This is a genomic window from Leptolyngbya sp. PL-A3 (genome assembly GCF_039962325.1).
Lineage (GTDB): Bacteria > Cyanobacteriota > Cyanobacteriia > Elainellales > Elainellaceae > Vacuolonema.
In genome coordinates this window covers 16,315-30,435 of record NZ_JAMPLB010000074.1, presented here as the reverse complement: position 1 = coordinate 30,435, position 14,121 = coordinate 16,315, and the positions used below count along the sequence as shown (strand labels likewise).

8 protein-coding genes and 1 pseudogene are annotated in these 14,121 nt (G+C 47.9%); 5 read left to right on the top strand and 4 right to left on the bottom strand.

Annotation, left to right across the window (positions count from 1 at the left end):
* Window positions 1-93: pseudogene (locus NDI52_RS29855) on the top strand (IS5/IS1182 family transposase); the annotation flags it as partial.
* 586 nt (window positions 94-679) lie between these two features.
* Here NDI52_RS29855 and NDI52_RS29850 read toward each other — a convergent pair.
* Both NDI52_RS29850 and NDI52_RS29845 read right to left on the bottom strand, forming a co-directional pair.
* A complete protein-coding gene (locus NDI52_RS29850) occupies window positions 680-1,075 on the bottom strand; it encodes a hypothetical protein (protein ID WP_190773894.1) in 396 nt (131 codons plus the stop codon).
* Between the two features lie 419 nt (window positions 1,076-1,494).
* The gene (locus tag NDI52_RS29845; RefSeq protein WP_190773893.1) at window positions 1,495-2,286 is read right to left on the bottom strand and encodes a calcium-binding protein; all 792 of its coding nucleotides are present in this window, start codon (window positions 2,284-2,286) and stop codon (window positions 1,495-1,497) included.
* Window positions 2,287-2,774: 488 nt separating this feature from the next.
* On the opposite strand from NDI52_RS29845, the gene NDI52_RS29840 reads away from it, so the two are divergent.
* From NDI52_RS29840 to NDI52_RS29830, 3 genes are all read left to right on the top strand, one after another.
* The gene (locus NDI52_RS29840; protein ID WP_348256873.1) at window positions 2,775-7,667 is read left to right on the top strand and encodes an AAA-like domain-containing protein; all 4,893 of its coding nucleotides are present in this window, start codon (window positions 2,775-2,777) and stop codon (window positions 7,665-7,667) included.
* Window positions 7,668-7,844: 177 nt separating this feature from the next.
* Window positions 7,845-10,079, top strand: a complete 2,235-nt coding sequence (locus NDI52_RS29835; RefSeq protein ID WP_348256872.1) for an ATP-dependent RecD-like DNA helicase — start codon at window positions 7,845-7,847, stop codon at window positions 10,077-10,079.
* 195 nt (window positions 10,080-10,274) lie between these two features.
* On the top strand, window positions 10,275-10,940 hold the full coding sequence (locus NDI52_RS29830; RefSeq protein WP_190773890.1) for a hypothetical protein: 666 nt from the start codon (window positions 10,275-10,277) through the stop codon (window positions 10,938-10,940).
* Between the two features lie 159 nt (window positions 10,941-11,099).
* Here the strand turns inward: NDI52_RS29830 and NDI52_RS29825 are convergent, their stop codons facing one another.
* Window positions 11,100-11,636 carry a hypothetical protein gene (locus tag NDI52_RS29825; protein ID WP_348256871.1) on the bottom strand — a complete coding sequence of 179 codons (537 nt, stop codon included), beginning with the start codon at window positions 11,634-11,636 and terminating at the stop codon, window positions 11,100-11,102.
* Window positions 11,637-11,638: 2 nt separating this feature from the next.
* On the bottom strand, window positions 11,639-12,775 hold the full coding sequence (locus NDI52_RS29820; protein ID WP_348256870.1) for a hypothetical protein: 1,137 nt from the start codon (window positions 12,773-12,775) through the stop codon (window positions 11,639-11,641).
* A 792-nt stretch (window positions 12,776-13,567) separates the two neighbouring features.
* Between NDI52_RS29820 and NDI52_RS29815 the strand changes: the two genes are divergently transcribed.
* On the top strand, window positions 13,568-13,999 hold the full coding sequence (locus NDI52_RS29815; protein WP_190773887.1) for a hypothetical protein: 432 nt from the start codon (window positions 13,568-13,570) through the stop codon (window positions 13,997-13,999).
* The last annotated feature ends 122 nt before the right edge of the window (window positions 14,000-14,121 follow it).

Genomic DNA, 14,121 nt, shown 5'->3' with positions numbered 1-14,121 from the left:
AAGAACTTTGAGCGTACTTTATCTCACGCCAAAGCCCAAATCGATCTTTGCTTCATCCGGCTAATGCTGAAGAGGCTTTCAGCCCCTTCTTAAGATATCAAATGGGCTCTATATAATTGGCAACACCGAGGAAGTGGAAAAGGGCTTGTATCTTTGGCTCTCTTGAGTTTTCCAGAGGAATCTCTAATTACCCTAATTGAACCAGTCTGTTCAGGAGCGATTGCCCAATCAACAATAGTCTTTTTGCCGCTGGTTTAAATTAGAAATGGGCGATTTTTAAAGTCCGCTTTGTATAAAGCTACAGCACAATGAGCAGCAGTTACAGCCATTGCTTATGTACGAGTGTAGCTACCCCTTCATCTTCCCATTGTCACATAAAGGAAAAACAGCAAGCTAAGTACAGATACCGTCTTGGAGGTCAAGTTCGTGGCTAAGAAATGTTTTTTAGCCACGAACTTGACCTCCAGGACGGTATCTATCTGTACTTAGGGTTGCCAAATGTAAAATTTTTTCATATCAAGCCTTAGAGCCTTTTTTATTCCCCTTCCGTCAGTGTCATTCAGCTAAATATCATCAAAACAATTTTGAGGCTGAGTTGTTCTTCCAATACTTGATCCTGTGCAGAGCGGCTAGGCGATTGCACAATGAGTTTAAGTGCCATATCAATCCTATGATTGGTTTAACGAGTTTGTAACAGCCAGACCACAAAGGTGATTCCCAAGAATAGATCACCACTTCCAATCAGAAGCGCAATGATGGGTAAATCATCTGTGAACCAAAAGATAAAAAAGAAAATCGCGATCGCAATCTTACAAGCTGCTGCTACTGCCACAAAAAGCGTTTGTGGTTGAGGATTGAGCGCAAGCCAAGCATAGGCAATTCCAAAGATCAAAATCCAGGTTGCCAGCACCCAGAACCCAAAGGGCGAAATCTGCGTTGGTAATCCTAGCGATGGGGCGACTGAATTGTAGAGAGGCGGCATAAAACTGAGTGTGCCACAGAAGTTGAAGAGAGCTGCGATCGTTAGACAAACTCGAAACCATGTTGCAATTGGTGCTCTAATGGATTGAAACATACAGGGTTACTTTCGATGGATTCTTCTCAGGGTGCTTAAAATTGACAAGATTATTGTTACAGAAGAGCATAGGTGCGATTGACGGCTTGACCATCGATCGCACCAGCGAAAAGTTTAGAGGTAGAATTAACTGAATGAGATGGGCGATTGCATTTGCGATTAGAGCAACTAAATTAAAGCAAAGATGGTTTGGGGGTGAAGAGGACAGTACCCCTTACCTGGGCAAAATTCCCTGCCTCTCCTTCTACAACAACTAGTAGCTCACTTCTATCGAACAACTAGAAGGAGCAAACTTGATAAAAGGAAACCCGTCTTATCAGAGTTTGCTCACTTCGATTACAGATGAACGGAAAGTAACGGGTAGGTGGTGTGGTATACCACCACAAAATCACGTTTTTCTGCTTACTAAGTGTGTCCAGTTACTTATAGATGAAGCTATTGAGGCTTGACGAAGCTAGCGACCTATCCTCAAATACTGCAATCACTTCATTGGTTGTCAGACCTTGTATGCCCTTACGGAGTAGAACAGTATCTTGTGCATTTGAGCCTACGCCTGCGACAGACAGCCGCTGAAGGACATAGTTTGAAGCTGCGCCTGCCAATTCTACTTTGTCTTCCGAAGCATTGAATTCCTGAATTTTCGCATAGTCGTTCCAGCCACTCAAAACAAAATTATTGTCCTGGTAGGCAGCAATTTTATTGCCGTCAGAAGTTTCATACCAGAGAACCATCGTATCTTGCCCTGTCCCTCCTTTCAGCGTATCAATCTCATTTCTACCGTTGAAGCCAAACCCAACCAATTTATCACTACCCTCTCCGCCAATTAGAGTATCATTACCAGCTCCTCCAAAAAGTTTGTCATGTCCTCCAAACCCTTTTAAGGTGTTAGCAGAGTCATTCCCTGTGATTTCATTATTGAGAGTATTGCCCTCTCCAATACGAGCGTCGCTACCTTCCTCTAAAAGTAAATTCTCAACATGATCAGTTAGTTTGTACGAGTAAATGGTTGAAAAAACTATATCAATTCCTTCATTGGCGTACTCAATAACAAGATCTGCTACATCATCAACGTGGAAAAAGTCATTGCCCGATCCACCATACATCTTGCCACCACTTATTGAATCATCACCAGTGAGCGCGTAAATCGTGTAGGAATTGTCGTAATGCAGAACATCATCACTGTTGGTTCCGGTTACTACGTTATCAGGCATTGTTCTTCTCCTTAATGAATGTTGTTTTTGTGTTTTTTTCAGTTTCACTGCTGCACTTGCAACCTTGACATCACTACAATATTTCGAGTTTTTGTAGATGTCGTTACAGAAAAAGTCTGAGGTTCTATCTTTCAAATTTGGTTTTGAAATGAGAACAAGCCAGTTGGTGGGCCGCGATAGCAGATTACTCACCCGATTGCATGATGATCCTTCACCCGATCGGGTGATACACAGCACCCCAATTGAAAGCCGCAAAACTGTCGAAGATTCCGCCTAAGCTAGGGTTGCTCACATTTCTAGGGCCAAACCCTAAAGCCCTATCTTGTATGTACTTCGCGACGAACAATAAGGCTTCGAGATTTGGTGCAAGGTCTGAGGTTACGAAGATTTTGAGAAAGTATGGTAATTGCCTGAAGTTCTAGAAAGTTCAGGTAAAATGCTGTTCAAGAAAATGTCTCGCTTTTAATTGTGTCCATTCGCCTCCTACAATGATCGTTGAACCGCTCCTGACCACTGCTGACGCAGCCCTCTTTCAGCGCTTTGGCAGACACCTGAGCGATGTGGAAACGGCAATTCTGCTAGGGGCGATCGCCAATCAAACCTATGAGCAGATTGCTGAAACCTCGGGTTATTCCATCAGCTATATCAAGCGCGATGTGGGTCCAAAGCTGTGGCGCTCGATGTCGAAGGTACTGGGCGAAAAGATCAGCAAGACCAACTTCCGGATAGCATTAGAGCGATATTGTAGCCAGCCTGCTCTCAGTTCTCTGCCTTCTGACCTTGGGGGTGTTGTCAGGGACAAGGCTTCAGATAGCCCCACAGCAGATTTGCCCCCAACAACGCTGGCTTCCGTTCCTCAGCTCCCTGCAATCTATCCGCAGGTGGATTGGGGAGAAGCCGCTGATGTCCCAGTTTTCTACGGACGCGCCGAAGAATTAAAGACGCTAATGCAGTGGATTATGACGAGCCAGGACCATTTTGGCATCAGTCAAACGCTTCCCTGCCGGTTGCTTACGATTTTGGGAATGGGCGGAATTGGGAAAAGTGCTTTAGCCGTGAAGCTAGCACAGCAGGTGAGAAGTGGGAAATGGGAAGGGAAAAGTGAGGGGGAGCGGGGAAACCTTTTGCTTCCCTTTACGCACATCATTTGGCGATCGCTGCGAAATGCGCCACCCTTAGAAACTCTATTGGCAGACTTGGTGCCGTTTCTCTCAGAGCACCAGGATACAATCGCTGAAGCAGGACATTTGCTGCAGCATTTGCGCGATCGTCGTTGTCTAATCGTCTTGGATAACCTGGAAACAATTCTGGATACGGAACATTCCGGACAGTTTCGACCGGGCTACGCAGACTACGGAGAACTACTGCGGCTAATTGGCGAGATCAATCATCAGAGCTGCGTTATCCTAACCAGTCGCGAAAAACCTGTCCTCATTTCTGCGTTAGAGGGTGAAGGATCGGCGGTGCGATCACTGCGGCTTCAAGGTTCGCCAGAGGCAGCCCAAGCACTGGTACAAACCAAAGGGTTAACGGGAACAGAGGCGCAGAAGAAGGCATTGTGCGATCGCTACAGCAATAGCCCTCTAGCACTCAAAATTGTTTCTACCACAATTCAGAATTTATTTGATGGTGCGATCGCTGCTTTTCTTGCAGAAGATACGATTATTTTTAATGGCATTCGTCGCCTGCTCGACTCTCAGTTTGAACGGTTGTCAGCCCTCGAACAGACAATTATGTACTGGCTGGCAATTAATCGCGAATGGACGACCATCGCTGAACTTAAGGACGACATTTTGCCTGTTGTGCCAAAAGCTCAAATTTTGGAAGCGTTAGAAATTTTGTATGGACGCTGCCTGATTGAATGTCAGAGGAGCCAATACACACAGCAGCCTGTTGTGATGGAGTATGTGACGGATCGGTTCACAGCAGCGGTCGTTCAGGAACTACAAGCCTCTAATCTTTCACTGTTTCTCAATCATGCTCTGCTGAAGACAACGGTAAAAGACTACATTCGCGATAGTCAGACTCGATTAGTTCTAGGAGCCATTGCAGAGCAATTTCATAAACAGTTGAGTTCTACTGGAGCGATTGCTGCTCATCTAACTGAGCTATTAATGATGTTGCATCAATCGCCCATGCTGCAATCAAGCTATGCCGCAGGTAATTTGATCAATCTTTGCCAATATATCCAATCTGATCTCACTGGGTATGACTTTTCTCATCTCACGATTCGTCATGCCTTTCTACAGAAAACAAATTTGCACCGGGTTAATTTTTCCCATGCGAATTTGATTCATACTGCGTTCATTCAACCGCTTGCGAATGTTTTATCAATCGATTTTAGTTCCGATGGCCAATGGCTTGCTACAGGAGATGTCAGTGGCCAGGTAAGAGTGTGGCAAGTTGCGGACGGTCAACCCTACCGCCTCTGGGAAGGGCATGGACTTTGGGTCAAAGCCGTTTGTTTCAGTCCCAACGATAGATACCTTGCCAGTGGCTCCTATGATTTCTTAATCAAGCTCTGGGATGTGCAAACAGGGCAGTGCTTGCAAAAACTAGGCGGGCACAAGAACGTTATTATGGCGATGGACTGGAGCCTGGATGGGCAAGTTCTTGCCAGCGTGGATTGGTTTACGGTGAGATTGTGGCAGGCCACAACCGGGCGATGCCTCGCCGAACTGGAAACAGGCGCTCAAGCCATGAACACTCATATCGCCTGTCATCCGGCACAAAATGTATTTGCCCTTTGTGTAGATGGTCAGGTTCAGCTCTGGCGCCTCGATGCTGGCGCAATAACTCCACAGGAAAAATTCTGCTGCACTCACACGCTAACAGGTCATCGCGCCTTGGTTATGTACTCAGCCTGGCATCCAGACGGTAGACGACTGGCAACAGCGTCTCACGATCAGACAGTGAAGGTTTGGGACGCCGAAACAGGAGAATGTTTGATGACACTGCAAGGGAATAGCCCAATGTGGACAGTGCTTTGGCTCCCTGATCAGCGCAGTGTGGCAAGCACCACCTCGGATGGATTGCTACAGGTATGGGATACTGAAACGGGTCAATGCACCCGTACCGTTCGGGCGCATAATAGTACGATTTGGTCGCTGATTGCCCATCCCGCTCGCTCGTTTGTTGCAACGGGCAGTGAAGAACAAAGCGTTAAATTCTGGAATATTGAAACGTGGGATTGCTTGAGAACGTTTCAAGGCTACGACGATAGTATTCTAACCCTTGGGCTTAGTCCCAATGGGCAAACACTGGCAGCAGGCTCTCAAGATCAGGCGGTGCGGTTCTGGAACCTGGAAACCCAAACCTGTACAAAAATCCTGCGCAATCGCACCAATTGTACATGGCAGGTAAACTGGCATCCTCAGAAACAACAAGTAGCGATCGGTGGTCTGGACGGCAGCTTTAATATTTGGGATGTGGCGACAAATGAGTGTCTGAAAATCAAGCACGATATGGTTGGAGTCGTCCATACGTTGGCATGGCATCCTGATGGCATTCACATTGCGATAACGACCAGCTCGGATTATTCCCTAAAAATCTGGAACGTAGAGACTCAGGAGTGCGTGCGCACTTTACAGGGAAACGTGAGCATGATTAATGCACTGCGCTGGAGTCCAGATGGTCGCTTCCTAGCAAACAGTTCTGCCAATTACACAATGCGGGTATGGGACATGCACACTGGAGAATGTCTGCATACGCTGCAAGACCATCTCAATGCTATCCCCTGGATTAGTTGGAGTCCCAATAGTCAACAAATTGCTAGTGCATCTCGCGACGCGACCGTGCGGGTATGGGATGTGAGTACAGGTCAATGTCTATATGTTCTACAGGGAGACTCCTGGTTCTGGACGGTGGAATGGAGTACCGATGGCACAAAACTGGTGAGTGCCAGTCAGGATGGGTGGATTCAAATCTGGGAGGCTGCAGCAGGCAAATGCTTATTGGCTTTTCAGGGACACTCAACCTGGATCCGTCGGGTTCTTTGGGCACAGCAGGATACCATGCTTATCAGCGCAGATGGAAACGGCGCGATCCGGTTATGGAATGCTCAAACCAGTCAATGTCTCTATACTCTGCAAGCCGATCGCCCCTACGAAGGTATGAATATTACCGGGGTGACAGGCATTACTGAAGCGCAGAAAAACTCGCTGATTAACCTGGGTGCCATTGCAGATGCACCGCCGACAGCGTCAACGGTAGCACCGAGGGCGCTCGAAAGGCCGCTACTCGTTCCAGTGCAGGCTGTGCCGCAAATCTTAAATCTACCGCAGCTGAGCGATCGCCCTACGATACCATCGCTGATTACCGCAACTCAAACCGAAGCTGCTGAGGCCGTTAACTCAGTCATGAAGGATTTAGAGATAGAAAATTCAGGGATAGGATATTCAAAAACCTATGTAGAGCGATCGCCAATCGAATCTATTTGCTATGAAACGCTGATGCAGCCCGGTTCTCTGGTACGGATACAGGCTCCTAAGTTAATGGGAAAAACATCGTTGATTAACCGTGTACTGAATCAGGTTAGGCAGGTGGGATATCGCATCGTGAATCTCAGCCTTGATCTAGCGGATAAAAGCATCCACTTTAAGGACATCAACCGCTTCATGCGCTGGTTCTGCGCGATTGTTAGCCGTGAACTGGGACTGGTTAACCAGATTGATGAATACTGGAATGAAACTGAACTGGGAACAAAAATTAGCTGCACAAGCTACTTTGAAGAATACCTGTTACCCCAGACAAATGCGGCAGTTGTCTTGAGTTTAGATAACGTCGATCTGCTGTTTTCCTATCCACAAATCTCAGCAGATTTCTTTAGCCTGCTGCGGTCGTGGCACGAAAAAGCGAAGAATCACCCCATCTGGAAACAGTTGCGATTGCTGCTAGCACATACTACCGATGCTTATATTCGCCTGGATATCAATCAATCTCCCTTTAACGCGGGTCTGCCGATCGAGCTATTAGAATTTACCACAGAGCAAGTGCAAGACCTGGTTCAGCAGTTTGGCTTAGAAGGGCGGATTGCCACCATTGAACCTATAGTTAGGCTGGTCGGCGGACACCCTTATCTGCTAGAGCAAGCCTTTACTTATTTGAAAAAACATCCGCAGGTCACGCTTGATCAGTTCCTCATCACTGCCCCAACTGAAGCCGGAATTTATTCCCACCACCTACGAGACTATTGGCCAGCCCTGCAAAAGCATCCTGCCCTAATCAATGCCTATCGAGCGATCGTCACGTCTCCGGCTCCGCTCGCGATCGATCCGAACACAACTTATCAATTGCATTGCATGGGACTGGTTAAGTGTGTTGGCAATCAAGTGGCAGCAAGGTGTGATTTGTACCAGAAGTATTTTTCGGCGTGGCTCTAATTACAGTCTTATTGACGACTCATTAGCCCCGGTAGAGACTGAGAAAGATTGAGCAGAACGGAAATGTACTACCTATCCGTTTCACGCAGTACCCTAACAGTGCAAATATGGGCATCGTGTGGAATAGGACGAGTTTGACATACTCAGTAAACCCTTGTGCCGTGCTAGATTTGCCTTATGCAGCCGCCGTCAGCAAACTCATCGCCTCCGATTGAACCCCTGCAAGGGGTGGTAGAGCGCATCACCTACCACTCTGAAGAATCGGGCTACACGGTTGCACGACTGAAAGCCCCTCGTACCAGCGAATTGATTACGATTATTGGCAGCTTTGCCAATGTTCAGGCAGGGCAAACCCTTCAATTGGAAGGTATTTGGCGGGAGCATCCAAAGTATGGAACCCAGTTTCAGGTTACACATTACCGGGAAACTAAACCTGCAACCCTCACAGGCATTGAGAAGTATCTCGGCAGTGGGCTGATCAAAGGGGTTGGCCCTGTCACAGCCAAACGTATTGTGGCTCACTTCAAACTCGATACCCTCGACATTATCGAGAACGAAATCCAACGCCTGATTGAAGTTCCTGGCATCGCCAAGAAACGGGTCAAGATGATCCAGACCGCATGGGAAACCCAAAAGGCGATCAAAGAAGTGATGCTGTTTCTCCAGGGGCATGGGGTTTCCACCACCTATGCCGTCAAAATCTTCAAGCAATACGGCAATGAATCCATTGAAACCGTCACCCAAAATCCCTATCGTCTCGCTACCGATGTTTATGGCATCGGCTTTGTCACTGCTGATGCGATCGCCCGCAACTTAGGCATCCATCCCAACTCCGAATTCCGTTATCGGGCTGGCATTCTCCATGTCTTGAGTGAGGCTTCAGAAGACGGACATTGCTTCTTGCCGCAACCGGAACTGGTAGAAAAGACCGTGGTTCGCTTAGCCCTGCCTGAACATCGGATTGAGCCGGATGACATCCTGGCTCTAACCACCGATATGGCTATCGATGAAGAACTGGTTATGCAGGGAGGTCCACCCCAGTTTCAAGGGCAATTCCTCTGCTATGCCCCTCCCTTCTTTCACTCCGAGCAGGGACTTGCCAATCGTGTGAAGCGGCTCTTGAGCAATCCTGTTTCTGTAGATGTGGAGCGGGTGAATCGGTGGATCGATCGCTTTACCGAGAAAACGGGTCTTCAGCTATCGGAGCAACAGCGGCAGGCGGTGGTGATGGCGGCCTCGCATCGGGTCATGATCCTCACAGGTGGCCCTGGTGTGGGTAAATCCTTCACCTGTCGCACGATTGTTGCCTTGTGGAAAGCAATGGGGAAGGCGATCGCCCTGGGTTCCCCAACCGGACGAGCAGCCCAGCGGTTAAGTGAAATGACGGGACAGGAAGCCAAAACCATTCACCGCTTGCTGGAGTTTGACCCCAAGCACATGAAATTCAAGCGGGATAGTGAGAACCCAATTCCCGCTGATGCGATTGTCATCGATGAAGCCTCCATGCTGGATCTATTTCTGGCGAACTCTTTGGCAAAGGCTGTTTCGCCGGATGCTCATTTACTTTTGGTGGGAGATACTGACCAGTTGCCCAGTGTGGGGCCAGGAGCGGTGCTGCATGATCTCATTGCCTCGGGTTTAATTCCAGTGGTTCGACTCACCGAGGTCTTTCGCCAAGCCCAGGCATCGGCCATTGTCAGCAATGCTCATAGGATTAATAGTGGAGAATTTCCAAAACTGGAATCTGTTTCTAATTCTCCACGTACCGATTGCCTGTGGTTCAATGTCGCTGAACCGGAGCAAGGGGTACAGGCGATTCGTGATCTGGTGACGCATTTGATTCCAAAGCTGGGTTTTGATCCCGCTCAAGATGTTCAGGTGCTTTGCCCTATGAGCCGAGGTGATGTGGGAACTCGTAAGCTGAATCAAACCTTACAGGAGTTAATTAATCCACATCACTCTGGTAAAGCTGAATTGGTGCGAGGAGGAATGACCTTAAGGGTAGGCGATCGCATTCTCCAATTGAAGAATGACTACAACCGGGAAGTATTTAATGGCGACCTGGGCGTGATTACAGCAATTGATGTGGAAGAACAGGAAGTGAGTGCTCAATTTGCGGGGCGTGAAGTGACCTATGATTATGCGGATCTGAATGAAATCACTCTGGCTTTTGCCACCACAATTCATAAATCTCAGGGAAGTGAATACCCCGTTGTCGTGCTTCCGGTGTTTATGCAGCACTATGTGATGTTATCACGCAATCTCATCTATACCGGACTCACCCGTGCTCGAAAACTGGTGGTTCTGGTTGGAGATTCAAAAGCGATTGGCTTAGCAATCAAACAGGTGAAAGATCAAGAGCGTTATACTCTCTTGGATTATCGATTGTCAGTAGAGGGAGCGATCGCCTGATCAAAGATAATGCGCTTGTGATTCATTGATGGAGGGATAGGACAAAAGATAGAAATTTATCAGTAAGTGAGGAAAATACGGATGGATTTTGTAAGATTTACGCTACAAGAGATGAAAGACTCGTTACGGAAATGGTAAAAATAAACATGGAGTAAGGAGTCAATTATCCACCTATTGGGAACCAGAGAAAAACTTATGGCACCACGGAAAGGGCGATCGCCCGTTTCAGCGAATGTGAGTCAGCAATCTCTTGAGCTAGCAACGAGTGCATTAGCAGATTTACCTGAGAAGCCGAAGACGAACTACTCGTTGCGGGAAGCGATTGGTCAGTTGCAGGATGTAATCAACACAGCATTAGAGCGAGGTTATTCCCACCAGGAAGTAGCTGAGATGCTGGGTGAGCAGGGTATCCGTATTAGTCCAGCGTCTTTGAAGTCGTATTTGGCTGCGGCCAATCGCGAGGCAGCAGGAACCCCGAAGCGGCGACGTACATCGAAGAAGACTAAAGCTGAGCAGGTAGAAGCAATTTCAACCCCTATTCCGTCGAGCACGGAAAGCGCTCCTGAAGCGGAAGTGCTTCCTAAAAAGACTCGTGGGCGCAGAACTGCGAACTCAGAGAAAGCATCCGATGATGCCAAAGCTCAGATCCCTCCTCGACGGGGACGGGCAGCGGCGAAAACGAAGACATCTGAAGAGGTGGCAACCCAGGTCGAAAGTGTTCCCGAACCTGAACCTGTTTCTCCAAAGAAACGTGGACCACGGACTGCAAATAAAGCGAAAGCTCCATCCACCACAAAAGGACGCAAAGCTCCATCGACGGGTACGGGTACTCGCCGGAAGAAGGCTGGTGCTTCATCCTGATGGTGGAAGGGCGATCGCTTTTATAAATGGGGATAGATTGGATGCTGATTGCTTTTAGTATGAACTCCCACCTCAGCTAATAGCACAGTGGAAAGTTCAGCAACGCTAGCGATTCTCCCAACAAAGCCAAGAAGTTTTCTCTACTTCTTGGCTTCGTTGTTAGTCCTCTTGAAGGAAAGCTCCCCCAAATGCCGGTTTCATAGATTGGGAACGCCGTCTACTTAGAAGATTTTTCGGCATCTCAACCAGCTCCGGAGCACTAGAGGGTTCCTCAATCATAGATCCATCTACCGGATTGGAAGAAGCACTTGAATGAACAGGCTTCATAGGTGGACGAGAGGAAGAGGATTCAGAGGCACCCATATAAATAGTTTGGTGCTGCACAACTTGAGGCGCTGGGTCAATCTCAGATAATCGCCGACAGTAATTTAGCCATGCTTCCTGTTGGGAGAGTGCCAAAAGAACACGCTGACGAAATTGATCAGCCGTGATCTCTCCAGATCGCAGCTGATAAAACAGATGAATGGGCATCCAGTGCATTTCTGCCGCTTCCTGCATTAACTCGCGCGGCGTTTTTTCCTCTAAAGAGGAAGATAGAAAATCAAAAAACTTACCATCCCGTGTATTCGCTTCCGCCTGAAATGTGCAACGAATGATTCGCCGTTTTGAAGCAGCTTTTTTTGATTCATGTGTCATGGTTAAACTACCTCCGCTGGCTCTTCTAATAGATGAGGAAATACCTCACCGGAGTAGTACTCCAGTGCAGCATAGGGATCATAGAATCGGCAGCCCAAGCCTCGATCAGGAAACCCCTCTGGCAATTCAACGCCACCGTGAAACGAGACATTCATGTAAGTTGGGCGAAATCGAGTCTCAGTTAGCGCTTGCGCCAGGTACTCTGCCGTTCCCCCACAAAAAATGATCTCGTCGTAGCTCCGAGGCATTTCTTCGTCCATCCACTCCAGCAGATCTTTGAGATAGCGATCACGCGCCTGTAAAATGCTCTGCCGCAATCGACCCGCTTCCGCCAGTTGCTCAGGGCCATGTCGGTGGCGCGTAATCGGGAACAGCTTTTCTAACTTCACTTCATGCCCTGCCGCACAGATTGCTTCAGCTAGCGCCTCCAGTGAAGTCTGATCCTCGCTGCTGTTTTGGACCAACCGAAGCATATGCGAGAAGCCCAAATACTCACTGCGCCCCCCAACATCATTTTGAGGCACCCCATGGCGAGTGACGAGTGCCGTTGCGTTGCGGAACCCGATCATAAAGAAGACACAGGTACGATCTAAATAAGCAGGGTCATTCATCTCTTTATATAAGGAGATACCGCGACCCTCTGACAGAAAATCAACCTGAGCCTTGACTCGATAGACACCGGTTGGTGTTTCAAATTCGCTCAGAGCTTCGACTAGTTGGGGCATGATCCGCTCAGCTGCTGCCATCTCACTCGGAGGGAGCAAGCCAGCGATCGCAGCTGAGAATTTCTGGGGCAACTGATTCTGAACGGCTGCACACCACACAGACGACAGAATCTTGGGAATCATGCGATCGCCCTTCACCTGATTGACCACCAACCGCGCTTCCAGGGAACGGGCATAAGTGCCAACTGCAAAAACCTTGCCGTCGTACTTCACCCAGGACTGTCGCTCCGGGGGCAAAGATGACTTGAAACGAGGTGGATCAAACTGATTAGGGTTCAGTTCTTTCAAGTGAGGCTCAGTGGCGATCGCTCCAATTTTTCCATCAGACAGTTGATAAACCGATTTATCAACTGAAGTGCCAGGGTCATCAATCAATAACAAAATTGGAGCAAACTTACTTCGACGTTGGTTCATGACATCCTCCATTGAGATGCATATAACTTGCAGCCAGTTGCAGATGCAATGGCATGTTGATGTTGAGACATGAGAATCACTCGTGAATGTGGACAAGTGCGAGCAGCTTTAAATCAATCACTGCTCTGCTTTTTGAATTAAGTACAAATACCTGGCAAATCAGCCTAAAAAACGTGGCAAATGTGGAGCATTTTTGATCGCGTTTTTCTGCTTTAGTGCCGTTTTGGGTGACCTGATCTGATCCGAGTTCTGAAACCAGCCAGAATCAAGACAGATGTGGAATGTGATGAACGGACCAAAAAAATCGCGACTTCATCAATTTCACTCCTTTTAAGGTAACGAATGCGATCGCATTTTGAGCGGCAACACAACTCAAGCTTAATTTTTGTAGTGAAGGAGTTTTATTTCTTGGAGAATTCCAGCTATGTAGAGATACGGCTATTCTCTAGCCTAATGTAAATAAAAACCGCTATCCCCTTTCCCAATTCCAGTAAATTAGCAACGAGCATTTTGAGCGTGCGCAGTTTACCCAGTAGGGAAAAGCTGCAAGAAATTAGCGGGAGAAGAGTGATTAGCTTTGGTGAAGAATTGCCGGACTCTACCAAAAGATCAAGTCGGCTTTAACTAAAATCCTTACCAACTTGCGTCGAAGGGTAGATCCTACTCAAAGCTGACTCAGTAGAATGTGGATAGAGCAAAATATTGCTCAAGTAAAACAAATTTCATTTCAGGATTGGCTGCTCCACACTTGCCGACGACTGAAATGGGATGCCCTATTCCAATAACGTAACTATGAACCGTAGAAACCGCGCGCCTCGCATGGAGGCAGTCCTCAGAAATGAGGAAGAGCGTCGTGCCGCCTATGCCACGCTCAGCCAACTTAACCTGACATTCAGCGAATTTGTCCGTCATGCTCTGTGTGAGAGGAAGTTGCCGCCTCACACCACCGATTTCCCGATGTACCGACTCGCCGTCAGGTTTCTGTGGGTCCAGTACCGGATACTCAACAATTTGCGCTACTTCAAAGCACAGGCACGACTAGGCCGTATCCCTCCTCTGGATATGCCTATCCTGGAAGCTGCAATTACCGAAAATCAGCAAATCAGCCAGGCAATCCTGGCTGCAATTCATTCAACAGAATCACGCAGGGATATAGATTGGATGCTGCAGCCAATGCCTCAATCTGATGGAGAGCCCACGATCTGTAATGAAGAAACGAGATAGCGAACGTTAAAAGGCAGATAGTATTGCCGCATAGGAAACCCGTCGAACTCACAATGGCTTGAGTAGGCCCTAACAGGTTTTGAGATACAACCTCAAAGCCTGTAGCTAAAAAGCTGGAATCG

Coding starts and splice junctions, on each gene's coding strand:
- NDI52_RS29820 (WP_348256870.1), bottom strand. CDS start 12,775: ATGAACCAACGTCGAAGTAAGTTTGCTCCAATTTTGTTATTGATTGAT.
- NDI52_RS29850 (WP_190773894.1), bottom strand. CDS start 1,075: ATGTTTCAATCCATTAGAGCACCAATTGCAACATGGTTTCGAGTTTGT.
- NDI52_RS29845 (WP_190773893.1), bottom strand. CDS start 2,286: ATGCCTGATAACGTAGTAACCGGAACCAACAGTGATGATGTTCTGCAT.
- NDI52_RS29840 (WP_348256873.1), top strand. CDS start 2,775: ATGATCGTTGAACCGCTCCTGACCACTGCTGACGCAGCCCTCTTTCAG.
- NDI52_RS29830 (WP_190773890.1), top strand. CDS start 10,275: ATGGCACCACGGAAAGGGCGATCGCCCGTTTCAGCGAATGTGAGTCAG.
- NDI52_RS29825 (WP_348256871.1), bottom strand. CDS start 11,636: ATGACACATGAATCAAAAAAAGCTGCTTCAAAACGGCGAATCATTCGT.
- NDI52_RS29815 (WP_190773887.1), top strand. CDS start 13,568: ATGAACCGTAGAAACCGCGCGCCTCGCATGGAGGCAGTCCTCAGAAAT.
- NDI52_RS29835 (WP_348256872.1), top strand. CDS start 7,845: ATGCAGCCGCCGTCAGCAAACTCATCGCCTCCGATTGAACCCCTGCAA.